This window comes from Xanthomonas sp. BRIP62415 (assembly GCF_003993515.1).
Taxonomy (GTDB): Bacteria; Pseudomonadota; Gammaproteobacteria; order Xanthomonadales; family Xanthomonadaceae; genus Xanthomonas; species Xanthomonas euroxanthea.
Genome location: NZ_QEZH01000032.1, coordinates 197313 through 222488 on the forward strand (window position 1 = coordinate 197313; position 25176 = coordinate 222488).

Consider the following 25176-nt stretch of genomic DNA (forward strand, 5'->3'; position numbering starts at 1 on the left):
GCACAGTATATGCACAGTTTTCTGCCTCGGCACAGCCCAGCAGCACGCCCGGTCAGTGCACTGTCAGACCGCCGGCTGCCGCGCGCCCACCGCGCGCAGGCAGAACCCGCAGATCGCATCGACCAGCTGCTCGCCCTGCTGCGGATCGCTGCGACTGGGGGCGATCGGTCCCACCAGGGCCTCGGTGAAGGCGCCGACGATGCACGCCGCCGCCGCGTCCAGCGACTGCTGCGGGAACTCGCCGGCCGCCACGCCTTCGGCGAGAAGCTGGCGGAACACCTCTCCGAACAGGCGTCGGCCACGGATGCGCTCGGCATCCACCTCGCTTTCCACCGGCTCGGCAATGAAGGCGTACGCCAGCGCGGGACCGGCCAGGGCCCGCCGCACGAACGTGGCGATCGCATTGCGCAGGCGCTCGGCAGCACTGGCCTGGGTGGTGGCGATGGCGCGCAGGATGGCCATCTCGCGCTGCACCGCCTCGTTGAGAACTTCCACGAAAAGCTCGGCTTTGGATGGGAAGTGACGATAGATCTGCCCGGTGGACACGCCGGCGGCAGCTGCGACGGCGGTTACCGGCGCGTTGCGGTAGCCGCCTTCGGCGATCAGGGCACGGGCCGCGTGCAGGATGCGTTCGCGGTTGCCGGCCAGGCGTTCTTCCATCAGGGCGGAGCGTCGATAAGCCATGGTCTGATTCTTGGTTCAATAGTTGAATTTTAGTTCACTTTTTCACTGCGGACCGCTAGGCTGCGCACAAGCGCCGTGCGGCCTGCCCGCTCCCACCCGGCACACCCCGATCCCTGCGGAGTCGCTCCATGCACGTGCCGTCCCTGAATTTTGCGCTTGGCGAAGACATCGATCTGCTGCGCGAAAGCGTGGCGGCCTTTGCCAGCCACCATATTGCCCCGCTCGCGGCCACGGCCGATCAGGACAATGTCTTTCCCGCCCAGCTGTGGCGCCTGTTCGGCGAACAAGGCCTGCTCGGGCTGACCGTGGAGGAAGAGTACGGCGGCAGCGGCATGGGCTACCTGGCGCATGTGGTGGCGATGGAGGAAATCTCGCGGGCCGGCGGGGCGATCGGCCTGTCGTACGGCGCGCATTCCAACCTGTGCCTCAACCAGCTGCGCAAGAACGCAACGCCCGAGCAGAAACAGCGCTACCTGCCCAGGCTGTGCACCGGCGAGCACGTCGGGGCACTGGCGATGAGCGAGGCCGGCGCCGGCTCGGATGTGGTGTCGATGAAGCTGCGCGCCGATGCGCGCGGCGACCGCTATGTGCTCAACGGCAGCAAGATGTGGATCACCAACGGCCCGGACGCCGATGTGCTGGTGGTGTACGCCAAGACCGACCCGGAGGCCGGCGCACGCGGCATCACCGCCTTCATCGTCGAAAAAGGGATGAAGGGATTCTCCACCGCGCAGAAACTCGACAAGCTGGGCATGCGCGGCTCCAACACCTGCGAGCTGGTGTTCAGCGATTGCGAAGTGCCCGCCGAGAACGTGCTGGGCGCGCTCAACGGTGGCGTGCGTGTGCTGATGTCGGGCCTGGATTTCGAACGTGTGGTGCTGGCCGGCGGCCCGTTGGGCCTGATGGCCGCCGCGATGGATGTGGTGCTGCCGTACGTGCACGAGCGCAAGCAGTTCGGCGCGCCGATCGGCACCTTCCAGTTGATGCAGGCGAAGCTGGCCGACATGTACGTCGGGCTCAACGCCTGCCGCGCCTATGTGTATGCAGTGGCGCGCGCCTGCGACGCGGGGCTGACCACGCGCCAGGATGCGGCCGGTGCGATTCTCTACGCGGCCGAAAAAGCCACCTGGCTCACCGGCCAGGCGATCCAGGTGCTGGGCGGCAACGGCTACATCAACGACTACCCCACCGGGCGCCTGTGGCGCGATGCCAAGCTGTACGAAATCGGTGCGGGCACCTCGGAGATCCGACGCATGCTGATCGGCCGCGAGCTGTTCGAACGCACCGCCTGACGGAGCCACCATGAGTGTGATCACCAGCCAGCTGCAGGCCAGCGGCGAAAGCTTCCAACATAACGCTGCGGCCATGCGCACGGTGATCGAGGACCTGCGCCGCACGCTGGCGCAGACCGCGTTAGGCGGCAGCGATGCCGCGCGTGCCAAGCACACCGCACGCGGCAAGTTGCTGGTGCGCGAGCGCATCGATGCCTTGCTGGATCCGGGCAGCGCCTTGCTGGAAATCGCGCCCCTGGCGGCACACGGCATGTACGACGATCAGGTGCCATGCGCCGGTGTGGTGGCCGGCATCGGACGGGTGTCCGGGGTGGAATGCGTGATCGTGGCCAACGACGCCACCGTCAAGGGCGGTACCTATTACCCGATGACGGTGAAGAAGCATCTGCGTGCGCAGGAAATCGCCCAGCAGAACCGCTTGCCATGCATCTACCTGGTCGATTCCGGCGGCGCGTTCCTGCCGTTGCAGGATGAAGTGTTTCCCGACCGCGACCACTTCGGGCGCATCTTCTACAACCAGGCCAATCTCTCGGCCAGCGGCATTCCGCAGATCGCCTGCGTGATGGGCTCGTGCACCGCTGGCGGTGCGTACGTGCCGGCGATGAGCGATGAAACGGTGATCGTGCGCGAGCAAGGCACCATCTTCCTCGGCGGTCCGCCACTGGTCAAAGCCGCCACCGGCGAAGAAGTCAGTGCCGAAGAACTCGGCGGTGCGGATGTGCATACGCGCATCTCCGGCGTGGCCGATCACTTCGCCGAAAACGACCTGCAGGCCCTGGCACGCGTGCGCGCCATCATCGCCCGGCTCAACTGGCGCAAGCCGGCGGCATCGCTGGCCCTGCAGGCACCGCTGCCGCCGCGCTATGCGGCCGACGAACTATATGGCGTGATTCCCGCCGATACGCGCAAGCCCTTCGATGTGCGCGAAGTGATCGCCCGCATCGTCGACGACTCGCAGCTGGACGAATTCAAGCCGCGTTATGGCAGCACCCTGGTCACCGGCTTTGCGCATCTGCACGGCTACCCGGTCGGCATCATCGCCAACAACGGCATCCTGTTTTCCGAGTCCGCGCTCAAGGGCGCGCACTTCATCGAGCTGTGCACGCAGCGCGGCATTCCGCTGGTGTTCCTGCAGAACATCACCGGCTTCATGGTCGGGCGCAAATACGAACATGGCGGCATCGCCAAGGACGGCGCCAAGCTGGTGATGGCGGTGGCCTGTGCCAAGGTTCCCAAGTTCACCGTGGTGATCGGCGGCTCGTTCGGCGCCGGCAATTACGGCATGTGCGGCCGTGCGTACTCGCCGAACTTCCTGTGGATGTGGCCGAATGCGCGCATCGGTGTGATGGGCGGGGAACAGGCCGCCAGCGTATTGGCCACCGTGCGCCGCGACAGCATCGAAGCCAAGGGTGGTGCCTGGTCGGGCGAGGAAGAGGATGCGTTCAAGGCACCGATCCGTGCCCAGTTCGAGCAGCAGGGCCATCCGTATTATGCCAGCGCGCGCCTGTGGGACGACGGCATCATCGACCCGGCCGACACCCGTCGCGTGCTGGGGCTGGGGCTGTCGGCCGCGTTGAATGCGCCGATCGAGCCGACACGCTTCGGCGTGTTCCGGATGTGAGGCGGTGATGCCCGCTTGCATGTACGGCTCTTCATTGCCAGCCACTGCGCATGCACCTGCACGCGGGGTGCCGCGTGTTGCCTGGAGCAGTGCATGAGTGCGCGCACGTTACCTGCTCCAAGCAGTGAGTTGCGTTCGCGCAGTGCGGCGTCGGCCATCGCATTGTGTCCCGCGTACTCTGTGCAGCCGTTTTTCCATCGCAGTGCCCGCCGCCATGGCGGGGTGCAGAGACCCTTGCCATGACCCAGCGCGATTCCACCGCCGCAGCAAGACAGCCGTATTTCGACAAGGTCCTGATCGCCAATCGCGGCGAGATCGCCTGCCGCGTCATCGCCACCTGCCGCAAGCTCGGCATCGCAACGGTGGCGGTGTACTCGGATGCCGACCGTGATGCGCGGCATGTTCGGCTGGCCGATGAAGCAATCCATATCGGTGCCGCACCGGCGCAGCAGAGCTATCTGCGTGGCGATGCGATCCTGGATGCGGCACGCAGGAGCGGCGCACAGGCAATCCATCCCGGCTATGGATTTCTGTCGGAAAACGCGGCGTTTGCCGATGCCTGTGCGCAGGCCGGCATGGTGTTTATCGGCCCGCCGGCGGCAGCCATCCGCGCGATGGGCGACAAGAGCGCGGCCAAGGCGCTGATGCAACGCGCCGGCGTGCCGCTGACGCCGGGCTACCACGGCCACGAACAGGCACCGGCCTTCCTGCGTGCACAGGCCGACGCGATCGGCTATCCGGTGTTGATCAAGGCCAGCGCCGGCGGCGGCGGCAAGGGCATGCGCCGGGTGGATGCGAGCGCGGCATTCGAAGACGCATTGGCCAGTTGCCAGCGCGAGGCGCAGTCGGCATTCGGCAATGCGCAGGTGCTGGTGGAAAAGTACGTCGAGCGGCCGCGCCATATCGAGATTCAGGTCTTTGGCGATACCCGGGGCGAGGTCGTCTATCTGTTCGAACGCGATTGCTCGGTGCAGCGCCGGCACCAGAAAGTGCTGGAAGAAGCGCCCGCCCCCGGCATGAGCGAACAACGTCGCGCCGCCATGGGCAAGGCGGCCGTGGATGCCGCACGCGCGGTGGGTTATGTCGGCGCCGGCACGGTGGAGTTCATTGCCGGCCCGGATGGCGATTTCTATTTCATGGAAATGAACACCCGGCTGCAGGTCGAGCACCCGGTGACCGAGTTGATCACCGGCACCGATCTGGTCGAGTGGCAATTGCGTGTTGCCGCGGGCGAACCGCTGCCGCTGCGTCAGCAGGAACTGCGCATCCATGGACATGCGCTGGAAGCGCGCCTGTATGCCGAAGATGCCGACCGCGGCTTCCTGCCTTCCACCGGCACGCTGCACCAGTTGCAGTTTCCCGCAGCAAGCGCGCATGTACGTATCGATGCCGGCGTGGAGCAAGGCGACAGCATCAGCCCGTACTACGACCCGATGATTGCCAAGCTGATCGTGTGGGATGTGGATCGCCCCGCCGCACTGGCACGCATGCGCCAGGCGCTGGCGCAGTTCCATGCGGTGGGTGTCACCACCAACAGCGCGTTCCTTGCGCGCCTGATCGACACGGCGTCGTTTGCGTCGGCCGATCTGGATACCGCACTGATCGAACGCGAGCAGGCAGTGCTGTTTCCCGATGCGGTGAGTCCGGCCACTGCCTGGTGGTGCCTGGCAGCGGCGTTGATCGCCGAAGCGTTGCCGAAGGCCGCCGCCGATCCCGCCGACCCGTTTTCGCCCTGGCAGCACACCGATGGTTGGCGCATCGGCGCGCATGCGGCGCACACCATGACCCTGGAAGCGGCAGGCGAGCGCCGCCAGTTCGGCGTGCGCCCGCTTGGCGATGGCTGGCAGGTGACGTGTGCGGGCCACACCCACACGCTGCGCTACCACGTACAGGACGGGGTACTGCGCGTGGAAATGGATGGCCGGCAATGGCGCATGCAGGCCCTGCGCGACGGCAATGCACTGACATTGCGCGATGCCACGCAGCGGGCGAGCTTCCGCCACCATGACGCGCTGCTCGAAGCCGATCAGCCCGCGCACGACGCCGGCGGCCTGACCGCACCGATGCCGGGCCGCATCGTGTCGCTGGTCGCCCCCGCAGGGCAGCCGGTCACCCGCGGGCAGGCCCTGGTGGTGCTCGAAGCGATGAAGATGGAGCACACCTTGCACGCGCCCAGCGACGGCACGGTGGCGGCGTACCTGGTGGCAGAAGGCGAACTGGTTGCCGAGGGTGTCGCGTTGGTGGAATTCGTGTCCGCGTCTGCGTAGCGGCGCCTCGCAGCGTGACCAACGGCACGTCCACAGGGACGGACCTTGGCTCTAGCGTGAGGAAAGCGGCTGGAATGGCCGCGCTCACGACCGGAGACCTCCATGCAACGCCTGCTTCTTGTTTCCAGCATGCTGCTCGCGCTGTCTGCCTGCAGCGATAAAACCGCGCCCGCCACCGACAAGGCCGCCACGCCGGCCCCGGCTGCTGCGGCGGTACCCGCGGCACCGCCCGAACTGATCACCCGCGATGCGCTGTTCGGCAACCCGGAGCGGGCGAACGTGAGCATCAGCCCGGACGGCAAGTACCTCAGCTGGGTCGCGCCGCTGGACGGTGTGCTCAATGTCTGGGTCGCCCCGGTGGATGCACCGGACCAGGCACGCGCGATCACCAAGGACACCGCACGCGGCATCCGCAATTATTTCTGGACCTATCAACCCAACACGCTGCTGTACCTGCGCGACAACGGTGGCGATGAAGACTTCCATCTGTTCTCGGTGAACCTGAGCGATGGCAGCAGCAAGGACCTCACCCCGTTCAAGAAGACCAACGCCGAGGTGTATCGCGTCAGCGCGCAGCATCCCGACTCGATCATGGTCGGCATGAACGACCGCGACCCCAAATGGCATGACCTGTATCGGGTGGACCTGGCTTCGGGCAAGCGCAGCCTGGTGCAGCAGAACACCGACAGCCTGGATTCCTACCTGCTCGATGGCAACTACCAGCTGCGCTATGCCACGCGTGCCACCGACGATGCGGGCAGGGAGCTGCTGGTACCGGACGGCAAGCGCTGGAAGAGCGTGGACCGCATCCCGTTCGAGGATGTCACCAACACCTCGCCCGACGGCCTCACCGACGACGGCAAGACGCTGTACATGCAGGATTCGCGCAATCGCGACACCGCGGCGCTGTATGCCATCGACACTGCCAGCAACGCCCGCACGCTGCTGTTCGAAAACCCGCGCACCGATGTCGGCGCCACCTTGAACGACCCCAGGACCGGCGTGGTGCAGGCCGTGTCCACCGACTACCTGCGCGAGGAGTGGACGGCGCTGGACACCGGCATTGCTGCCGACCTGCACAAGCTCAAGTCGCTCGGCAGCGGCGATGCCAGCGTTGCCGCACGCACGCTCGACGATCGCATCTGGATCGTGGGGTATTCGGCGGCGGAAACACCGCTGACCTACTACCGCTACGACCGTGCAGACGGCGGCAAGCTGACCAAGTTGTTCTCCGCCCGCCCCGCGCTCGACGGCAAGCCGCTGGTGCCGATGTGGCCGCAGGAACTGACCGCCCGCGACGGCCTCAAGCTGGTCAGCTATCTCACCCTGCCCGCCGAGGCCGATGCCAATCACGACGGCAAGGCCGACAAGCCGGTGCCGCTGGTGCTGTTCGTGCATGGCGGCCCGTGGTTGCGCGACAGCTACGGCTACGGGCCGTATGAGCAATGGCTGGCCAATCGCGGCTATGCGGTGCTGGCGGTGAACTTCCGCGGCTCCACCGGCTTCGGCAAGGCATTCACCAACGCCGGCAACGGCGAGTGGGCCGCCAAGATGCACGACGACCTGCTCGACGCGGTGCAATGGGCCGTCAAGCAAGGAGTGACCAGGCCCGAGGACGTGGCGATCATGGGCGGCAGCTACGGCGGCTATGCCACGCTGGTCGGCCTGACCTTCACCCCGGACGCGTTCAAGTGCGGCGTGGACATCGTTGGTCCGGCCAACCTCAACACCTTGCTCGGCACCGTGCCGCCGTACTGGGCCAGCTTCTACAAGCAGCTGACCAAACGCATGGGCGACCCGGCCACCGAGGCCGGCAAGCAGTGGCTGACCGAGCGCTCCCCGCTCAGCCATGTCGACAAGATCAGCAAGCCGCTGCTGATCGGCCAGGGCGCCAACGATCCACGCGTCAAACAGGCCGAGAGCGACCAGATCGTCAACGCGATGAAGGCCAAGAACATTCCGGTCACCTACGTGCTGTTCCCGGACGAAGGCCACGGCTTCCGGCGCCCGGAAAACAGCAAGGCCTTCAACGCGGTGACCGAGGGGTTCCTGGGCCAGTGCCTGGGCGGCCGCGTGCAACCGATCGGCAACGACCTGGCCGGCTCCAGCATCACCGTGCCGGAAGGCGCCGACAAGGTGAACGGCCTGAGCGAAGCGTTGAAGACGCATACGCAGGCAATTCGGCGGTAGGTCTGCCTACGTGGTGGCTTGCTTTACATCTACGTCGTCGCTCGCCTGCAAACACGAACGACGACGGCTGTATCGATGTTCTCCAACGCGCCGCCACGCCGGTATTCCCGCCCAGCGATTCAGACAGGAAGATGCCTGACTTGGTTGCTCGCTAATGTGGGGCGATGTCCTTGGCGGCCTCTGAATCAAGACCAGCCGGCCACACTGCCCCACCGGGATCCAACTCGGTGTTGTTCATTTCCTCGCCCCGCCAACCGAACCCACAGATGGCGAGCGGGCCGTCCTGCAGGCCGTCCAGGCCAAGTGCCTGTTCGATATCCACCTCGTTGATTGCCGAGGTGACAAATGCGCCCAGGCCCAGGTCGGTCGCGCTCAGATACAGCGTCTGCGCGATATGGCCGACATCCAGAATCATCGCGCGGTAGGCCTTGGCGTGGTTCCGATACTTCCAGAAACTACGTAAAAACCGCGGCACCAGGATCACCAGCACCGGCGCATCGGCAAACCAGTGCTGCCCGGACACAGCGCGACGCGCAAACTTCGCAAGCGGCTGTGGTGGCGACTGCAATGGCTGCAATGCATGATCGACAGGGCGATAGTGATAGAGACCGCTCGTCATTCCCTCGACACGCTGGACCAGCAAGTAGGTTTCGGTGGGATGGAGACTGCCTCCCGAGGGCACCGGTTTTTTCAAGAATGCGGTGTCGTGCCCCACTTCGATCCGCGCACTTGCCATGACGCTGCGCTCAAGCATCTGGCCCAGCAAGCTGTGTGACAGTGGACGCTGCGTATCGAAGTTGCGACAGGTGACGCGACGCGACAGCAGCTCATCGAACGTGCCCGGGGTCGACCGTGGCAAGGCAATGCGCGCTTCGATGCCCCCCTCGCCTCGGTCTACGATCTCTGCTGGGGGGGCGCCCAGTCGGCCGACCATGCCTTCCGCAGTAGTCAAGCCGTGTGCTTCCATCGTCGCCACGCTGTCCTCGCCGCGCCAGCGCGCCGATCGATGCCACAACGCGGCTAGCGGCCACCAACGCTGCTGCTGCACGCACTCGTCGTTGCGGCGATGCTGAACGTGTTCTGGTTGATCGCTGACCACAAGACCTTGCTCGATCAAACGCTCCACCTGGAACGGCAAGGGCTGCATCTGATCGATGCGATGCCAGCGCGAGGGACTCAACCCGCCCAACCACTCGCGCTCGTCCTTGGAAACCTCCACATCTCCATCAAGATGAGGCGCCAGCGCCAGCCATCGTGTGCGGCGATTCACGCCATCTCCACCGGCAAGCAATCGTGCAAGATCAAACACCGCATCGTCGCGCAGCTCAAAAAACAACGTGGTACAGCGACGAATTTGCATAGGAACATCTCAAGGACGCATGAGCACGGTCGATATTGTGTCAGGTCCCATGTCATACAACACCACAGACCCTCACTCTCCAGGCAAGACACACCATGACCGACTCCGCCCCCCACACCCATCTTCCGTTTGATGCATCCACCGCCGACAAGCTGCTGGAACTACTGGCAACCGACGACGACTTCCGCGACTGCTTTCAATGCAATCCGGCGCAGGCGCTTGCCCGGATCGGTGCACCCGGCGTGAGCGCCGACAATGCCGCCCCCAGCGCAGGACAGGCCTATTACTGCATGACGACCAGTCAGCTCGCGTCCAAGCAGGACATTGCAGCGGCTCGTGCCGAGCTGCAAAGCTACTTGACCGAAAAAGCCAATCACACCGTCATCTTCGCCTTCGAATCGGACAGCATGCGCTCTACCCTGCTGCGTAAGTAAGCAGGCAGACCCGATACGGGCCAGGCGCGCACGAATGCCTGCGCCTGTTCGCGCGCCTGCTGGGTATGGCCGAGTGCATGCAGCGACTCGGCCATCCAAAGCTGCGCCAGACGTGTATCGGCAACATTGAGCGGCTGCAGCGTTTGCGACGCATTTGCTTCTATATATGCACGCCCACGATGGAGATACAGCCAACGTGCTTGCTGCAACGCTTCAGCGTGCCGACCACTTTCGTGCAGCAGCATGTATAGCGTCACGCGCGTCTGGAAAAGATCGTCGTCACTGATTGGCAGACGCGCGATGGCGGCCGCGCGGTCGCCCGACAGCGCCAGCTGCTGGGCTTCGACAATGGCGCGCAGTTCGGCAAGCACCGGCGTTTCATGCACAAGTGCCGGCTTGATCGCCGCAAGCGCGCGGACGGTGAGACTGTCATCGCCGGCCCGCTGCGCCTGGCTTGCCAGGATCAGCACCATTGCGGCATTGTCCTGCAGGTTTACCGTTGCCGATCCATCGTCGATGACTGCGGACACCAGCCGATCAAACGTCGGCTTGAGCGCTGCCGCTGTCGACAGGGATGGGTCGCCCAATGCATCGGTGGTCAGTGCAATGACCGAGAATTGGCGATGGTTGAAATCGTCGCCTTGCCTGCTGCGCCTCAGGCCTTGTGTGATTGCTGCGCGTGCGGCGGTCCAGTCGGCCTGATCGATCGCGATGCTGGTGCGATCGATCAAGGGCACCACATCATCGTTGGCATAGCCTTTCTCAACGATCCTGTCGAGTGCCTGTTTCGCTTCGGCATGACGATTCAGCACCGCAAGCGCGTTCGCTTGACGCCGGAGCGGGCCGGCGCGATCGGCATCACCGGGAGCGGAAAAGCGCTGCAGAGCCGCTTCTGCCTTTCCGTGCGCCAGCAAAATACGTCCAACTCGATCAGTCGCAATCGCGCGCAGCGGGTCCTGCGGAACATCAGCCGCCTGCGCATACGGCAGCGCCTCGGCAAATCGATTGGCAACGAACAGGTGCCACGATGCATTGGCGGTACCGGCAAAATTGTCCGGGTAGAGCGAGCCCAACGTTCGCCACAGCGTCAGTGCCTTGTCGGGTGCAAGCAGCTCGGACGCCCATGCATCCAGATACAGTTGATCGCGCTCGGGCAAACGTTGGCGGAAACGAATTGCCTTCTCCAAATACGGGAGCGCGCCACGGCGATCGGAGACCGCCACCTTGATGCGTGCCGCGCCCAGATACGCGAGCGCAAACTCCGGATCTATTCCCACCGCGCGCTCGAACAGTTCCAGACCTTCTTTCCATTGGCCTTTCACCGTTGCATCGACTCCCAGGGCGTACGCCCGCAGTGCATCCAGGCTGGAGGTGGTCACAGCGGGTAACGGCACAGAATTCTTGTCTATCGAGGCCACCACCTCACCCAGGCCCTGCCTGAGCTTACGGGTGACCTGATCCACCGAGGACAATGCCGATGGCAAGCCATCGCCTTGTACAAACTCCGAGTAGACCGTGGTCTGGGTACGTGGATCCACCAACTCCACGCTGAAACGAAGCTTGCCTCCAATCTCGGCGACAGTCGGCAGCAACACGGCGCTGGCACCATCACGCAGCGCCACTTCCGAGGCGATGGCGCGATCGACGATCACGCGATCCGGATCACGCTTCATCCGGGCCATGGTGTCGCGCACTTTCATATCGCTCAGGACATTGACATAGCGCGACTGTTCCAGACTGATGCGCAGCGCCTGATCAAGCGAACTGTCGAGCAATGTGTTGCCGGTCAGATTACGTAGATCGCCGACCACCACCCACCCACGTTCGGAAAACGCAATGGCTGGCTCGGAACGGGTGAAAAACCACACCGAAACACACACAGCGACGACCAATACCGTCTCCGCCAGAAGTGCCGCCGGCCGCCGCCACAGCGGAACATCGCGCCAGGCCTTTGCCGAATTCTTCGGCGTGCGCAATGGCGTCAGGCCGACTTCGCCGACTTCATAAATCTCCATTGGCGTGGGGACGCCCTTGAAGCGCCAGCGGCCGTGGGATTTCCACAGGATGCGTTCGCCGCGGTCGCCCAGTTCGCGTGCGGCGCGGTGGGTCAACGACTCGGCCACCGCCGACAACAGGATCTGCCCGGGCCGCGCCATCGACATCAGGCGTGCGGCGGTGGGCTTGGCCAGGCCTTCGACTTCCAGCGGTTTGGCACCGATGCTCACCGCTTCGTCGCTGTTGCGCCAGGTCAGCACTTCGCCGACGTGCAGGCCCTGGCGGGCGCACAGCGTCAGCGCGCGGGCATCGCCCATCGCCTTGAGGCCGCGCGCGTAGTCCAGCGCAAAGCCCAGGCCGTCGATGGGGCGATCAAACAGCAACAGCAATCCGTCCGAACGGTCGATCAGGCGGCCACGCCACTGCTGCTGCAGCTTGACCACCAGCCGGTCATGCTCGCGAAACAGCGCGGCGGCGGCGTTGTCACCGATGCGCTCGACCAGCGCTGTCGAATCGCACAGGTCGGTCAACAACAAGGTACGCAAGCGCGGTGCCTGGATCGCTTCCGACGACGCATCCTTGCGTGCGTGGGCGCGGGCGCTCATTGCTCAGCGATTGTCCGACGTGGTGGCGTTGCCGGATGGCAGCGTGAGTCCCGACGCCAGCGTTTCATGCATGCACAGCACGTTGCCGCCCTGTCGCTTGGCCTCGTACAACGCGCTGTCGGCCAGCGTGTACCAATCGTTCCATGCCGCGTCGGGGTCGATCATGCACAGGCCCAGGCTGACCGAGCAGCCCTGCTCGCTCTGGCCATTGCACAGGCGCGCTTCCACCGCGCGCACGATGCATTCGCCGATGTGGTGCAGCAGTTCCTGGGTGCCTTGCGCGACCAGCACACAGAATTCATCGCCGCCGAGCCGGCAGGCGAGGTCGCCGTCGGCGATCACCGAACGCAGCGCATGGGCGACGTTCTGCAGCACGCGGTCGCCGGCCAGGTGGCCGAACTCGTCGTTGATGCGCTTGAAACGGTCGCAATCGATCAGGATCAGGCCCACGCCGGGCACGTTGCCGGCGCGTCGGCATTCCTGCAGATGCAGGGCGAGCCCGCGGCGGTTGTGCAGGCCGGTGAGTTCGTCGGTGCGGCTGAGTTCTTCGGTGTGGTTGAGCTGGTGCGAGGTGACGTAGAGATTGTCCAGCGCCGCTTCCAGATCGTGGTTGCGGCGGCGCAGCTGGCGGATCAACAACTGCTCGTTGTTGACCACGCGCACGATGGAGCGGCGCAGAAAATGCGCCACCATCGATGGGTCGTGGTCGACCAGGCGCTGGAAGTCCTCGTGCGCCAGCTCGATCAGGCGGGTGTCGGTGGATGCCGTGGCGCCGGCACTGCGCGCATGGTCGCCGATCAGCAGGCCAAGTTCGCCGAAGAATTCGCCCGGGCCCAGGTGCTTGAGCATCAGGTCTTCGCCGAAATCCAGATCGATCTGGCCGCTGACCACGATGAACATCTGCGTGCCCACCGCCCCGCGCTCGAACAGCGCCTGGCCGGCCGCCAACTCGCGGGCACGCCCGAAGCGGGCGAAAAACGCCAGCTCCTGGGCAGTCATCAGCGCATGCAGCCCGTCCGACAGCGTCTTTGCAACGCTCCCCGTCGGCTCTACTGCGCCGGCAGTGTTATGGCACGTCATCCAAATCCCTTAGACCGACCTGCAGCGCCGGCCTGCCCTGGCATCGTACAGCAGCGTTTTGTTCAGTACCAGGTCACACTCGTTCTCACAGCGCTCGAGACGAAATGACGGGTATCGGCAACAAAAATGGGCTCGGTTCTCCGAGCCCATCCCCCTCCCGGCAGCGGCCTGCCGGCCATCTGCGACAGACTACGAGCGATGCGGGCGCCGTTGCGGTGCTGGTACGGGCCTGCCGGTGGGCATCGACCGCACGCTCCGAACCACCCCGCGGCCGCCGGGCGACCGCCCCGTCGCCCCATGCGCTGCCTTAGGCCGCCTTTTCGCCGTGAAACTGCTCTTCCTCGGTCGAGCCACGCAGCGCGGTGGTGGACGACTGACCCTGCTGGATCGCCTGCGTCACCGCGTCGAAGTAGCCGGTGCCCACCTCGCGCTGATGCTTGACCGCGGTAAAGCCCATCTCGGCCGCCGCGAACTCGGCCTGCTGCAACTCGACGAAGGCGCTCATCTGGCGGCGGGCATAGCCGTGCGCCAGGTTGAACATGCCGTAGTTCAAGGCGTGGAAACCTGCCAGGGTGATGAACTGGAATTTATAGCCATAGCTCGCCAGCTCGGTCTGGAACCTGGCGATGGTGGCGTCGTCCAGGTTCTTCTTCCAGTTGAAGCTCGGCGAGCAGTTGTAGGCCAGCAATTTGCCGGGGAACCTGGCATGGATGGCTTGCGCGAAGGCGAGGGCAAATTCCAGGTCCGGCTTGCCGGTTTCGCACCAGATCAGGTCCGCGTACGGCGCATAGGCCAGCCCGCGGCTGATCGCCTGATCCAGCCCGTTGCGGGTCTTGAAGAAGCCTTCGACGGTGCGCTGGCCGGTGGTGAAGGGCTGGTCGTTGGCATCCACGTCGCTGGTGATCAGATCCGCGGCTTCGGCATCGGTGCGCGCAATCAGCAGCGTGGGCACGCCCAGCACATCGGCGGCCAGACGCGCGGCATTCAACTTTTCGATCGCCTCGCGGGTGGGCACCAGCACCTTGCCGCCCATGTGGCCGCACTTCTTCACCGATGCCAGTTGATCTTCGAAGTGCACGCCGGCCGCGCCGGCTTCGATCATCGCCTTCATCAGCTCGAAGGCGTTGAGCACGCCGCCAAAGCCGGCTTCGGCATCGGCCACGATCGGCTGCAGGAAGTCGATGTCATCGTTGCCCTCGGCATGATGCAGTTGATCGGCCCGCAACAAGGTGTTGTTGATGCGCTTGACCACCGCCGGCACCGAGTCGGCCGGATACAGCGACTGGTCCGGGTACATCTGCCCGGCCAGGTTCGCATCGGCGGCGACCTGCCAGCCGGACAGGTAGATTGCCTTCAAACCGGCCTTGACCTGCTGCATCGCCTGGTTGCCGGTCAATGCACCCAATGCATTGACGAACGGCGTGGCGTGCAATGCGTTCCACAACTTGTCCGCGCCCAGCCGTGCCAGCGAATGCTCGACATGCACGGTGCCGCGCAAGCGCACCACATCGGCGGCGGTGTAGTTGCGGGTGATGCCGGCCCAGCGCGGGTTGCTGGCCCAATCGTGCTGGATCTGTTCGGCGGTCTGCAGTGTGCTGCTCATGGTGCGTTCTCCTGGCAGGAATACGACGGATGCAACGAGAAAGGACGGTGCGTCACGGCACGTGACGCATGGCAAGGCCGTCGTTGCGCATGGGCGCAACGGGCGGTGTGGTGCATTACGTGGACGGATTGCAGCGACAGCGCGCGGATGCCGGCGTGTCGCTGCCGCGTTGGCTCACTCGATCAGGCGGTATGCCGGCACGGTGAGGAAATCGGCCAGCGCATCGGCACGGCTGAGTGTGTCCAGCAATGCAATGGCGTCGTCGATGCGCGCGGCGCCCGGCAGTGCATCGGTCGCGCCCAGGCGCGCCGGCAGCGCACGCAACGTGGCCTGCAACAAGGGCTGATCGATGGCGGTGCCGTCGTCCAGATGCTGGCCGTGATGCAACCACTGCCACAGCTGCGCGCGGCTGATCTCGGCAGTGGCGGCGTCTTCCATCAGGTTGTGGATCGGCACGCATCCATTGCCGTCCAGCCATGCGGCCAGATAACGCACGCAGACTTCGACATTGCCTTCGAAACCGGCGCGGGTGATGGTGCCCGGCGAAGGCGCGATCAGCATGTCGCGCGTCACCTGCACGTCGTTGCGCAGGACATGCTGCTGATGCGCGGTGGGCATGTGCTCGTCGAAGATCTTCATCGCCACCGGAATCAACGCCGGATGCGCCACCCAGGTGCCATCGTGGCCGGCGCTGACCTCGCGCAGCTTGTCGGCACGCACCCGTGCCATCGCCTGCTCGTTGGCGGCCTCGTCGTGATTGATCGGAATCTGCGCGGCCATGCCGCCCATCGCATGTGCGCCGCGGCGATGGCAGGTCTTGATCAGCAGTTCCGAATACGCCTTCAGGAATGGCTGGGTCATGGTGACCTGGCCACGTTCGGGCAGCACGCGGTCGCGATGCGCGCGGAAGGTCTTCAGGTACGAAAAGATGTAGTCCCAGCGCCCGCAGTTGAGCCCGACGATGCGCTCGCGCAGCGCGTGCAGGATCTCGTCCATCTCAAACACCGCCGGCAGCGTCTCGATCAGCACGGTCACCTTGATCTGGCCATGCGGCAGGCCGAGCATGGCTTCGATATGCGCCAGCGCGGTCTCCCACAGCGCGGCCTCTTCCATGCTCTGCAGCTTGGGCAGATACAGATACGGGCCGCGATCCCTGGCCAGCAGCGCGCGGGCGTTATGGAAGGCGAACACCGCCGCGTCGAACAGCCCCCCGGCCAGCGGCTGGCCATCGATGAGCACGTGCTTCTCATCCAGATGCCAGCCACGCGGGCGCACGATCAGCACTGCGCGCTCGGCTTCCGGGCGCAGCGCGTAGTGCTTGCCGTTGGGCGCATCGAAGCTGAGATCGCCACGCACCGCAGCGGCCAGCGTGCGCTGGCCGGCCAGCAGGTTGCGCCAGGTCGGCGCGGTGGAATCCTCGAAATCGGCCATGAACACCTTGGCGCCGGAATTGAGCGCGTTGATGACCATCTTCGGATCGGTGGGACCGGTGATTTCCACCCGGCGGTCCTGCAGCGCCGCCGGTGGCGCGGCCACGCGCCAGTCGCCATCGCGGATGGCGCGGGTGTCGGGGCGGAAGTCCGGCAACTGGCCGGCATCGAACTCGGCCTGGCGGACGCGCCGCTGTGCCAGGCGTTGCTGGCGGCCGGGCTCGATGGCCCGGTGCAGCGATACCAGCAGGGCCAGCACAGCGGCCGGCAGGAGGTTGGCCTGGCCTGAGATCTGCGTGGTCAGCGACAGACCGGGCGTGGCGCGTTCGGTGGGACGTGGGGCGAAAGCGGTGGCAGACATGTCGGGAGTCCTTGTGCATCCGGACCTGCACCGTGCGCCGCATGCAACTATTTGACAAAGCAGTTTTATCAATGCTGTAAATAAGAAAGACTTATACAACGTCGTTGCAGACATCTAGATGGCGCCAACTCCGCGATTTTCCTACAAATCTGATCGGCTCAAGCCGCTGCGTGCGTTCTGCCAGACAGTGCGTCTTGGCTCTGTCTCACGGGCGGCTGAGGCGCTTTATGTGAGCCAGCCGGCAGTGACCTTGCAGTTGCAGGCGCTGGAACGTGACCTGGGCGTGGCCCTGTTCGAGCGCTCGGGGCGACGCATGGCACCCAGCCGCGAGGGCCAGCTGCTCTACGACATGGCGCTACCGCTGGTGGAGAGCCTGGACGGGCTGGAGGCCAGCTTCCGCGAAAAGGTGCGCGGCCTGGATGCCGGCGAACTCAATATCGCCGCCAACAGTTCCACCATCCTGTACCTGCTGCCGCGCATCGTGGCGAACTTCCGCGCGCGTCACCCGGACGTGCGCCTGACCCTGCACAACGCCATCAGCGCCGACGGCACCGACCTGCTGCGCGAAGATGCAGTGGACCTGGCGATCGGCTCGATGCTGGACGTGCCGGCCGACCTCAATTACGCGCCGGTGTATCGCTTCGAACAATTGCTGATCACCCCGCACGACCACCCGTTGGCCGGCACGTCCACGGTCACGCTGCAGGACCTGTCGCCGTATCCGCTGATCCTGCCGCCACGCCGGCAGGTGACCTATCGGCTGGTCGACCTGGTCTTCCAGCAGGCGCGCGTGCCCTACACCGTGGCACTGGAAGTGGGCGGCTGGGAAGTGATCAAGCAATACGTGGCGATGGGCATGGGCATCTCCATCGTCACCGCGATCTGCGTCACCGAGGCCGACCGCGACACACTCGCCACCCGCTCGCTGAAGGATTACTTCCCCACCCGCAGTTATGGCGTGGTGGTGCGCAAGGGCAAGTATCTGTCGCCGCAGGCACGCGCCTTTATCGAGCTGATCCAGCCGGATCTGTTTCCCCCGCGCGGGTATGACGAAAGTGGTGACTCGGAGCGGTGAGTCTTGTGACTGCTGCAGGCGTGAGTTCGCATGGCGCCTGAGCTTGCTCGCCATGCGCTGCGTCTGAGGTCACCATGCGCTCTTTATCGGCGATGCCGTGTGCGGTATGCGGTACGTCATTGAAGGCGTCGCTTGGTCAAGCCATGCGCGCGCAGCGCTGACGGTTGATTCCAGCGTGCAGCGCGAACCACTCCGGATTGCGCCGCATCGATGTCGGCTCGATCTACTGCACGATGGTTGTCGTCATAGACTAGCCGATGCTGTGGGTATCACTGCAGGTCATCAACGGCTGGTCAATCCGGGGACTCACTGACCAGATGCGTAGCCGTCCCGCACCGCGGGGCGGGGCGGGGCGAGCCGACTCAACCAACCAAGGCTGACGCAATGAATCCGACCACGTTATTGCTGGTGCAGTTGGCGCTGATCCTGGGCGCGTCACGTGCGTGCGGCGCGCTGCTGCAGCGCGTCGGGCAGCCGCCGGTGATCGGCGAAATGGCCGCCGGCCTGCTGCTGGGGCCGATCGCATTCGGCGCGTGGCTGCCGGAATTGCATGGCATGTTGTTCGCCGCCAGCAGTCTGCCGCCGCTGTCGGGCCTGGCCAACATCGGCGTGGTGCTTTTCATGTTCGTCGTCGGCGTGGAGCTGCGCGCGCCGGAAGGCACCACCGCGCAGGTGCGTGCGTCGGTGCTGGTGGGGCTGTCCGGCATCGTGCTGCCGTTGCTGCTGGGGCTGGCCGCCGCACCGTGGTTGTTTGCGCGCTTTGCACCGCAGGGCATCGGCTTCTGGCCCTTCGCCTTGTTCATTGCCGCGGCGATGTCGGTGACCGCGTTTCCGGTGCTAGCGCGCATCCTTAAGGATCGCAACATGACCCGCACACCCGCAGGCCGGTTGGCGCTGGGCGCGGCGGTGATCGACGATGCCACGGTGTGGATGTTCCTGGCGATCGTGCTCACCCTGACCGGCGGCAACAACCATGGCGGCGTTGCGTTTACTGCGACAGCTGCGGTGGTGCTGATTGCGGTGGTGTTCGGCGTGCTGAAGCCGCTGTATGCGCGCGTGCTCAAGCCGCGCGCACGCGATGGAGGCTATGCGCCAACCGCGCTGGTGTGGGTGCTGATCGGTCTGCTGGCCTGCGCCGCGGTGGCCGAATGGATCGGCCTGCATGCGATCTTCGGCGCATTCCTGTTCGGCGTCTGCGTGCCGCGCGACGACCGCCTGCTGGAACACCTCGCCGGGCGCATCGAACCCCTGGCGATCACCTTGCTGATGCCGGTGCTGTTTGCGGTCGCCGGCCAGGCCGCCAGCCCCGGTGTGTTCGTTGGCGCAGGTGTGGCCGGCTTTGCGTTGGTGGTCGGCGTGGCGGTGACCGGCAAGCTGGCCGGCTGCACCCTGGGCGCGCGCCTGAGCGGCCACGACTGGCGCGACAGCCTGAGCGTGGGTTCGCTGATGAACGCACGCGGGCTGATGGAACTGGTGGTGATCAAGATCGGCCTGGACAGCGGCGTGATCGGGCCGGACCTGTTCACGCTGCTGTTCGGCATGACGCTGGTGACCACGGTGATGGCCTCGCCGATGGTGGCCTGGTGCCAACGCGGCCGGCAGGCCGCCACTGCCACCGGGCTGGGTGCGAGCCAGTCGCCGCAGTGACGAGGCAGCGCTGAAACACGGCGCGGCGTCGTTGCGCGACATGGCGCGTCACGTCTGCCCGCGCATCGCAGGCCATCACGCGCGCCCGTACAGACCCAGGAACATCGCCACCGCCGATTCGGCCACCTGCGTGCGTTGCTGCGGCGACAGTGGCGGCTGGCCCATGGCGATCTGCGGCCAGAACGCGAAGCCCTTGATCAATGCCTGCAGTTGCTGCGCGCCGACCTCCGGCTCCACGCCCGCCAGCCGGCCATCGGCCAGTGCGGCGCGCACCCAGGTGGTGGTGCCTTCCTCCTTGCTGCCCAACTGCGCGATCAGTTCGCGCGCGCGCTCGGGCGAATGGATGCCTTCGGCAATGGCGACGCGCGACAGGTCGATGAACGCCGGGTCGTCGAGCAGGTGCAGTTTCTGCTGCAGCAGCTGGATCAGCTGCGCACGCAACGGCTGGTCGGGCCGGTAGACCAGAGTCACTGCATCGGCGCTGCGCTGCCACAGCCCGCGCAGGATCTCGCCAAACAACGCGTCCTTGCTGGGGAAGTGGTTGTAGACGGTGCGCTTGGATACGCCCGCGGTGGCCGCCACGCGGTCCATGCTGGTGGCCTCGAAGCCATGCTGGCGGAACTCGGCAATGGCAGCCTCGACGATGGCGAGGCGCTTGCGGTCGGTCAGCCGTTGCGGCGCAGTCGGGGGGGAAGATGCAGTCGACATCGGGTCATTTTACACCGGACAGTTTACTTTCAGCCCGATGAAACTACACTGTTCAGTGTAACTTTTCCCTGTTGTCACCCCTGCCCGGTCGGACTCCCCAATGGCTTCCTCGCGCCCTTCCCGCTATGCCGCTTCGCCACAGTTTCGCGATGGCCGGTTCCGCAATGCAGTGCCGCTGCCGACCACCGTGCTCAGCCTGCGCGAGCAGATTGGCCTGATGTGGAGGTTCTTCTTCGACAAGCCCAGCACCACGGTGCCGTCCACGCCGCTGCCGGTGCAGCCGCTGACCCGCGCGCAGCTGCTGGCCGCGCCCGACCGCAGCCTGTATCGCCTGGGCCATTCCACCGTGCTGATGAAGCTGGCCGGCGGCTTGTGGCTGACCGACCCAGTGTTCTCCAAGCGCGCCTCGCCGGTGCCCTTTGCCGGGCCAAAGCGCTTTCATGCGCCGCCGATCGCGCTGGACGCGCTGCCGCCGCTGGCCGGGGTGATCCTGTCGCACAACCATTACGACCATCTCGATCGCACCAGCATCCGTGCACTGGCCGACCGCGTCGGGGTGTTCGTCGCGCCCTTGGGCGTGGGCGATCTGCTGGTGCGCTGGGGCGTGGACCCGGCCAAGGTGCGCCAGCTGGACTGGTGGGAGGCGATCACCATCGATGGCCTGCAGCTCACCGCCACCCCGTCGCAGCATTTTTCCGGGCGCGGCGTGTTCGATAGCGGGCGTTCGCTCTGGTGCTCCTGGGTGATCCAGGACCGCGAGCTGCGCCTGTTCTTCAGCGGAGACGGCGGCTACGGCCCGCATTTCAAGACCATCGGCCAACAGCTCGGGCCGTTCGACGTGGCGCTGATCGAAAACGGCGCCTACGACCAGCAATGGCCGCACGTGCACATGCAACCGGAGCAGAGCCTGCAGGCCTATCTGGACGTCGGCGGGCAGACCCTGCTGCCGATCCACAACGGCACCTTCGACCTGGCGATGCACGCGTGGCAGGAGCCGCTGGACCGGATCCTGGCATTGGCCGACGGCGCCGGCGTTGCGCTGGCGACGCCGCGCATGGGCGAGCGGGTGGACCTGGAAGCGCCCGCCAATCGCCTGCGCTGGTGGCGACAGGATGCTGCGACGCAAGCCTCGGACGGCCTGGTGGCAACGCGCTAGCTGAGTGCATCGCAGCGTTGGCGTTGGCGCATGAGCGGGCGGCGTTCACGCATTGCCCTGCGCCATCGCGGCGGCATGCATGCTTGCTGCCTACAAAACTCTGCGCTGCTTCGTCAGCGCAGGGCGCTAATGCCGCCGATTCGGATTATGTGCAAGCGCGCACCACGCATCACAGGCGCTGCCACTCCAGATGGGGCAATCGCACCCCCGTCACCTGATGCACCAGCCGCAAACAAGAACGGGATGGCGCGTGGCCATCCCGTTGCGATTGCTGACTGCAGCAACTACACACGCATGCGCCAACGACGCATGCACATCACTCGGTCACTCACTCGGTCAGACCGCGATTTTCCAGCAGCGCCTTGACGCTGGGGTCCTTGCCGCGGAAATCGCGATACAACGTGGCCAGGTCGACCGTGTTGCCGCGCGAAAGGATCTTGGCGCGGAAGATGTCGCCATTCTTGCGGTTCAAGCCGCCGTGTTCCTTGAACCATTCGAACGCGTCGTCGTCGAGCACTTCCGACCAGAAATACGCGTAATACCCGGCCGAATAACCGCCGCCCCAGATGTGGTCGAAATAGCTGCTGCGGTAGCGCGGCGGCACTTCGGCCAGGTCCACCTTGAAGCGCTTCAACGCATCGGCTTCGAATTTGCTCACGTCCTGCAACGGCGCGTCGGCCGGCTGGGTGTGCCAGGCCAGGTCGAGCAGCGCGGCCGACAGGTACTCGGTGGTGGCGTAGCCGCTGTTGAAGGTCTTGGCCTTCTTGATCTTCTCCACCAGCTCGGCCGGCATCGCTGCGCCGGTTTGATAATGCTTGGCGTAGTTGGCGAAGACCTTGGGATCGGAGGCCCAGTGCTCGTTGAACTGCGAGGGGAATTCCACAAAATCGCGCGAGGTGCTGGTGCCGGCGATCGAGGGATACTTCACCTTGGAGAACATGCCGTGCAGCGCGTGGCCGAACTCATGGAACAGCGTGGTGACGTCGTCGAAGCTCAGCAGCGCCGGCTGGCCGGCGGCCGGCTTGGTGAAGTTGCAGACGTTGTAGACCACCGGCTTGGCGCCAGTAAGACCGTCCTGCTCGACGAACACATCCATCCAGGCACCGCCGGACTTGCTGTCGCGCTTGAAGTAGTCGGTGTAGAACAGCGCCATCGAGGTGCCGTCCGCATCGAACACTTCATACACCTTCATGTCGGCGTGATAGGTCGGGATGTCGGTGCGCTGCTTGAAGGTGATGCCGTACAGCTGCGTGGCTGCGTAGAAGACGCCGTTCTGCAGCACGTTGTCCAGTTCGAAATACGGCTTGATCTGCGCCTCGTCCAGGTCGTACTTGGCCTTGCGCACCTGCTCGGCGTAGAAGTCCCAATCGGATGCGGCGAGTTTGAAACCACCCTTCTGTGCATCGATCACCTTCTGCATTTCGGCCACTTCGCGGCGTGCCTTGGCGGTGGCGGCCGGCACGGTGTCGGTCAGCAGCTTGAGCGCGGCGTCCGGGCTCTTGGCCATCTGGTCGCCCAGGCTGTAGGCGGCGTAGTTGTCAAAGCCGAGCAGCTTGGCCTTTTGCGCGCGCAGCTGCGCCAGGCGCTGGATGGTCTGGCGGGTGTCGTTGGCATCGCCCTTTTCCGCGCGCGTTTCCGAGGCCTTGAGCACCTCGGCGCGCAGCTGACGGTCCTTCAGCGAGGCCAGCACCGGCTGCTGGGTGGTGTTCTGCAGGGTCAGCAGGTACTTGCCATCGAGCTTGCGCGCCTTGGCCGCATCGGCGGCGGCGGCGATATCGCCCTCGCTCAGGCCATCGAGCCTGGCCTTGTCGTCCACCGCCACCGCGCCGGCGGCCGAGGCGGCGACCAGACGGGTGTGGAACTGCGTGGAGAGCGTGGTCTCCTCGATATTGAGCTTGCGCAGGCTGGCCTTGTCGGCCTCCGACAGCTGCGCGCCGGCGCGCACCAGCTCTTCGTAGTCGCGTTCGACCAGGCGCTTCTGCTCTGGCTCCAGGCTCAGCGTGTCGCGCTGGTCGTAAATGGTCTTGACCCGCGCAAAGAGCTTCGGGTCGAGATTGATCTCGTCCTGGTGCGCGGCCAGCTTGGGCGCGATCTCTTCCTGGATCTTCTGGCGTGCGTCGCTGGTATCGGCCTGCACCAGGCCGAAGAAGATGCGCGACACGCGCGTGAGCGTTTCGCCGCTGCGCTCCATCGCTTCGATGGTGTTGGCGAAGCTGGGCGGCTCGGGGTTGTCGGCGATCTTGCGGATGTCGGCCAGGTGCAGGCGCATGCCTTCCTCGAAGGCCGGCAGGTAATCGGCGTCCTTGATCTTGTCGAACGGCGGCGCCTGGAACGGCAGCGTGCTGGCGGTCAGCAGCGGGTTCGGCGCGGCATCCGCGGCCGGGGTGGTGGCGGTCTTCTCGGGCACGGTGGTGGACTCCTTACCGGACGGCTCTTTTCCGGAACAAGCGGCCAGTGCCAGGGTGATGGCAGCGGCCAGAACGACGGTACGCGACATGGCGTGTGATTCCTGAGTGGGTAGTGCAGCCGGCCACGCTAGCGGGTTTGCGCAGCGTCGGCATGTGCCGTTGGATTGGATGGAGGGGCGCGGTTGAGGATGCGCGCTACAGCGTCTCGTCCTTGAAGATGGCCACGTGCGGGGTGCCGTCGGCGCCGATCCAGCCGCGGTACATGCCCTCGGTATTGAACGGGAATGCGGCGTTGCCCTGTGCGTCCAGCGCGATGGCGCCGCCGTCGCCGCCGGCCTTGGGAATCTGCTGGTCGATCACCGTCTCGGCCGCCTGTTGCAAGGACTGCCCGGCGTATTTCATGCGTGCGCAGATGTCGTAAGCGGCCACCGCACGGATGTAGAACTCGCCCCAGCCGGTGCCGGACACCGCGCACTGGCCGTTGGCGTAGGTGCCGGCACCGATGATCGGCGCATCGCCGACGCGGCCGTAGCGCTTGTTGGTCATGCCGCCGGTGGACGTACCGGCGGCCAGATGGCCATCGCGATCCAGCGCCAGCGCGCCCACGGTGCCGAAGTGCTTGGCGGTTTCCAGGTCCAGTTCGGCCTGGGCCTGACGGTCGCCGGCTTCGGCCTTAAGCGCCTTTTGCAGCTGCTGCCAGCGCTTGTCGGTGCGGAAGTAGCTTGGGTCGACCAGGGTGACACCCTGCTCGCGCGCGAATTGTTCAGCGCCGTCGCCGACGAGCATCACGTGCCTGGAATGGTCCATGACGCTGCGCGCCAGCTGGATCGGGTTCCTGACCGTGTGCACGCCGGCAATCGCACCGGCCTTGCCGGTGGCGCCATCCATGATCGCGGCATCCAGCTCGTTCTTGCCGTCATGGGTGAACACCGCACCGCGCCCGGCGTTGAACTGCGGCGCGTCCTCCAGCACGGTGATGGTGGCCGCCACCGCGTCCACTGCAGTGCCGCCACGTTGCAGCACCGCATGCCCTGCGCGCAGCGCGCGTTGCATCGCCTCGCGCGCCTGCGCCTGTTCCTCGCTGGAAAGACTGGATTTCTCCACGCCCGCACCGCCATGGATCACCAGCATCGGCGTGGCCGCCGATACCGGGCCGGCGGCGAGCAGGAGAGAGATGGACAGACACAGTGCACGTGCGGACAGGCCAATCATGGTGTTCCCTCGATGGAGGTCGCAACGTGCCTGGCGACGCCAGGCATG

17 protein-coding genes are annotated in these 25176 nt (G+C 65.4%); 8 read left to right on the plus strand and 9 right to left on the minus strand.

Going from position 1 to position 25176, the window contains the following annotated elements; translation table 11 throughout:
- Window positions 1-63: 63 nt before the first annotated feature.
- Window positions 64-684 (minus strand): TetR/AcrR family transcriptional regulator, encoded by a 621-nt coding sequence (locus EO141_RS18065; RefSeq protein ID WP_127169868.1) that lies wholly within the window; start codon window positions 682-684, stop codon window positions 64-66.
- A 128-nt stretch (window positions 685-812) separates the two neighbouring features.
- Between EO141_RS18065 and EO141_RS18070 the strand changes: the two genes are divergently transcribed.
- The 4 genes from EO141_RS18070 (at window position 813) to EO141_RS18085 (ending at window position 8054) form a co-directional block, all read left to right on the plus strand.
- Window positions 813-1976, plus strand: coding sequence for an isovaleryl-CoA dehydrogenase (locus EO141_RS18070; RefSeq protein WP_115675656.1), 1164 nt, complete (start codon window positions 813-815; stop codon window positions 1974-1976).
- Window positions 1977-1986: 10 nt separating this feature from the next.
- Entirely contained in the window at window positions 1987-3597 is a 1611-nt protein-coding gene (locus tag EO141_RS18075) for a carboxyl transferase domain-containing protein (protein WP_127169869.1), read from the plus strand.
- A 239-nt stretch (window positions 3598-3836) separates the two neighbouring features.
- A complete protein-coding gene (locus EO141_RS18080) occupies window positions 3837-5864 on the plus strand; it encodes an acetyl/propionyl/methylcrotonyl-CoA carboxylase subunit alpha (RefSeq protein WP_127169870.1) in 2028 nt (675 codons plus the stop codon).
- Window positions 5865-5966: 102 nt separating this feature from the next.
- Entirely contained in the window at window positions 5967-8054 is a 2088-nt protein-coding gene (locus EO141_RS18085) for a S9 family peptidase (protein WP_127169871.1), read from the plus strand.
- Between the two features lie 151 nt (window positions 8055-8205).
- On the opposite strand, the gene EO141_RS18090 is transcribed toward EO141_RS18085, so the two are convergent.
- Window positions 8206-9414, minus strand: coding sequence for a putative peptide maturation dehydrogenase (locus EO141_RS18090; RefSeq protein WP_127169872.1), 1209 nt, complete (start codon window positions 9412-9414; stop codon window positions 8206-8208).
- Window positions 9415-9509: 95 nt separating this feature from the next.
- On the opposite strand from EO141_RS18090, the gene EO141_RS18095 reads away from it, so the two are divergent.
- The gene (locus tag EO141_RS18095; RefSeq protein WP_104583946.1) at window positions 9510-9848 is read left to right on the plus strand and encodes an NHLP-related RiPP peptide; all 339 of its coding nucleotides are present in this window, start codon (window positions 9510-9512) and stop codon (window positions 9846-9848) included.
- Here the strand turns inward: EO141_RS18095 and EO141_RS18100 are convergent.
- The 4 genes from EO141_RS18100 to aceB form a co-directional block, all read right to left on the minus strand.
- Entirely contained in the window at window positions 9788-12448 is a 2661-nt protein-coding gene (locus EO141_RS18100) for a putative peptide modification system cyclase (RefSeq protein ID WP_127169873.1), read from the minus strand. The genes EO141_RS18095 and EO141_RS18100 overlap by 61 nt on opposite strands.
- A 3-nt stretch (window positions 12449-12451) precedes the next feature.
- Entirely contained in the window at window positions 12452-13528 is a 1077-nt protein-coding gene (locus EO141_RS18105) for a GGDEF domain-containing protein (protein ID WP_115675651.1), read from the minus strand.
- Between the two features lie 307 nt (window positions 13529-13835).
- Window positions 13836-15131 carry an isocitrate lyase gene (aceA, locus tag EO141_RS18110; protein WP_127169874.1) on the minus strand — a complete coding sequence of 432 codons (1296 nt, stop codon included), beginning with the start codon at window positions 15129-15131 and terminating at the stop codon, window positions 13836-13838.
- 174 nt (window positions 15132-15305) lie between these two features.
- A complete protein-coding gene (aceB, locus tag EO141_RS18115) occupies window positions 15306-16922 on the minus strand; it encodes a malate synthase A (RefSeq protein ID WP_127169875.1) in 1617 nt (538 codons plus the stop codon).
- A 118-nt stretch (window positions 16923-17040) separates the two neighbouring features.
- Between aceB and EO141_RS18120 the strand changes: the two genes are divergently transcribed.
- Together EO141_RS18120 and EO141_RS18125 are read left to right on the plus strand one after the other, a co-directional pair.
- Window positions 17041-17997: a LysR family transcriptional regulator gene (locus EO141_RS18120; RefSeq protein ID WP_127169876.1), complete on the plus strand. Its 957-nt coding sequence runs from the start codon at window positions 17041-17043 to the stop codon at window positions 17995-17997.
- A gap of 384 nt (window positions 17998-18381) precedes the next feature.
- Complete coding sequence (locus EO141_RS18125; RefSeq protein WP_127169877.1) at window positions 18382-19644, plus strand: cation:proton antiporter; 1263 nt, start codon at window positions 18382-18384, stop codon at window positions 19642-19644.
- Window positions 19645-19719: 75 nt separating this feature from the next.
- Here the strand turns inward: EO141_RS18125 and EO141_RS18130 are convergent, their stop codons facing one another.
- On the minus strand, window positions 19720-20352 hold the full coding sequence (locus EO141_RS18130) for a TetR/AcrR family transcriptional regulator (protein WP_115675648.1): 633 nt from the start codon (window positions 20350-20352) through the stop codon (window positions 19720-19722).
- Between the two features lie 100 nt (window positions 20353-20452).
- Between EO141_RS18130 and EO141_RS18135 the strand changes: the two genes are divergently transcribed.
- The gene (locus tag EO141_RS18135) at window positions 20453-21508 is read left to right on the plus strand and encodes an MBL fold metallo-hydrolase (RefSeq protein ID WP_127169878.1); all 1056 of its coding nucleotides are present in this window, start codon (window positions 20453-20455) and stop codon (window positions 21506-21508) included.
- 328 nt (window positions 21509-21836) lie between these two features.
- Here EO141_RS18135 and dcp read toward each other — a convergent pair whose 3' ends face one another.
- Both dcp and EO141_RS18145 read right to left on the minus strand, forming a co-directional pair.
- Window positions 21837-24005, minus strand: coding sequence for a peptidyl-dipeptidase Dcp (gene dcp / locus EO141_RS18140; protein ID WP_164739291.1), 2169 nt, complete (start codon window positions 24003-24005; stop codon window positions 21837-21839).
- Between the two features lie 106 nt (window positions 24006-24111).
- Window positions 24112-25128: an isoaspartyl peptidase/L-asparaginase gene (locus tag EO141_RS18145; RefSeq protein ID WP_164739292.1), complete on the minus strand. Its 1017-nt coding sequence runs from the start codon at window positions 25126-25128 to the stop codon at window positions 24112-24114.
- Window positions 25129-25176: the final 48 nt, after the last annotated feature.

Bases quoted from the DNA above. Each gene is read 5' to 3' on its own strand.
- EO141_RS18090 (WP_127169872.1), bottom strand. From the start codon at position 9,414: ATGCAAATTCGTCGCTGTACCACGTTGTTTTTTGAGCTGCGCGACGAT.
- EO141_RS18070 (WP_115675656.1), top strand. From the start codon at position 813: ATGCACGTGCCGTCCCTGAATTTTGCGCTTGGCGAAGACATCGATCTG.
- EO141_RS18065 (WP_127169868.1), bottom strand. From the start codon at position 684: ATGGCTTATCGACGCTCCGCCCTGATGGAAGAACGCCTGGCCGGCAAC.
- EO141_RS18105 (WP_115675651.1), bottom strand. From the start codon at position 13,528: ATGACGTGCCATAACACTGCCGGCGCAGTAGAGCCGACGGGGAGCGTT.
- EO141_RS18145 (WP_164739292.1), bottom strand. From the start codon at position 25,128: ATGATTGGCCTGTCCGCACGTGCACTGTGTCTGTCCATCTCTCTCCTG.
- EO141_RS18095 (WP_104583946.1), top strand. From the start codon at position 9,510: ATGACCGACTCCGCCCCCCACACCCATCTTCCGTTTGATGCATCCACC.
- EO141_RS18100 (WP_127169873.1), bottom strand. From the start codon at position 12,448: ATGAGCGCCCGCGCCCACGCACGCAAGGATGCGTCGTCGGAAGCGATC.
- aceB (WP_127169875.1), bottom strand. From the start codon at position 16,922: ATGTCTGCCACCGCTTTCGCCCCACGTCCCACCGAACGCGCCACGCCC.
- EO141_RS18080 (WP_127169870.1), top strand. From the start codon at position 3,837: ATGACCCAGCGCGATTCCACCGCCGCAGCAAGACAGCCGTATTTCGAC.
- aceA (WP_127169874.1), bottom strand. From the start codon at position 15,131: ATGAGCAGCACACTGCAGACCGCCGAACAGATCCAGCACGATTGGGCC.
- EO141_RS18075 (WP_127169869.1), top strand. From the start codon at position 1,987: ATGAGTGTGATCACCAGCCAGCTGCAGGCCAGCGGCGAAAGCTTCCAA.
- EO141_RS18130 (WP_115675648.1), bottom strand. From the start codon at position 20,352: ATGTCGACTGCATCTTCCCCCCCGACTGCGCCGCAACGGCTGACCGAC.
- EO141_RS18125 (WP_127169877.1), top strand. From the start codon at position 18,382: ATGAATCCGACCACGTTATTGCTGGTGCAGTTGGCGCTGATCCTGGGC.
- EO141_RS18135 (WP_127169878.1), top strand. From the start codon at position 20,453: ATGGCTTCCTCGCGCCCTTCCCGCTATGCCGCTTCGCCACAGTTTCGC.
- EO141_RS18120 (WP_127169876.1), top strand. From the start codon at position 17,041: ATGGCGCCAACTCCGCGATTTTCCTACAAATCTGATCGGCTCAAGCCG.
- EO141_RS18085 (WP_127169871.1), top strand. From the start codon at position 5,967: ATGCAACGCCTGCTTCTTGTTTCCAGCATGCTGCTCGCGCTGTCTGCC.
- dcp (WP_164739291.1), bottom strand. From the start codon at position 24,005: ATGTCGCGTACCGTCGTTCTGGCCGCTGCCATCACCCTGGCACTGGCC.